The sequence below is a fragment of the Collinsella sp. CLA-AP-H1 genome, assembly GCF_040092945.1.
In the GTDB taxonomy this organism is placed as follows: Bacteria; Actinomycetota; Coriobacteriia; order Coriobacteriales; family Coriobacteriaceae; genus Collinsella.
Genome location: NZ_JBBNKO010000041.1, coordinates 1 through 651 on the forward strand (window position 1 = coordinate 1; position 651 = coordinate 651).

A 651-nucleotide genomic window follows, 5' to 3' on the forward strand; every position below is an offset into this window, starting at 1 on the left:
GTAGAGGTCGACTATCTGCCTCTTGAACTCGTCGGTGAAATGCCTCGGGTGCCTGGGGTCCCTCATATACGGCCCTCCCGTCTCTCGCGCCCCTCCCGGAACTGTCCACATCAGTGTAGCCAATCCAGCCCTTGGCGAGGTCCTTCGGCCGCCCCGAGCACGTCAGGTAGTGCCACGCGGCCTCGACCAGCGCCTTCCTCAGGTGCTTGTTGCCGGCCTTGGTGATCGCGCCCCTGCGGTCGCTCTCCCCGCTGGAGTGCTCGGAGGGCGTCAGGCCGACCCACGCCGCGAACGAGCGGGCATTCCTGAACCTCGAGAACTCGCCGGCCTCGAACACGAGGTCGGCGGCGGACGCGGTGTCGACGCCCTTGAGGCAGCGCAGGGAGTCGACCCTCCTCCTCCACCTGGGCTTGCGGGCCTCGGCCCCGACGAGCCCCTCGAGCCGCGCCTTCTCCTCCGCCGCCCGCCTGACCGCGTCGACGTAGTAGGCGAGCACGTCGTTGTCGGCCCCCTCCGCGAACCTAATCGACTCGATCCAGGACCAGTGCGCCCGGGTCCAGTTGCCCTTCCTGCGGCCGGTGGGCGTCCTCTCGTCGAAGGCGAGCCCGTGCCTGAGCAGGAACTTGGAGAGCCGCTGCTTCGAGCGCGAGA

Annotated in this window: 1 protein-coding gene; it reads right to left on the reverse strand. The window is 68.8% G+C overall.

The features are described from left to right. Positions 1-651: transposase (locus AAAV44_RS09805; RefSeq protein WP_349115464.1), on the reverse strand; the 651-nt coding region annotated here is incomplete at both ends.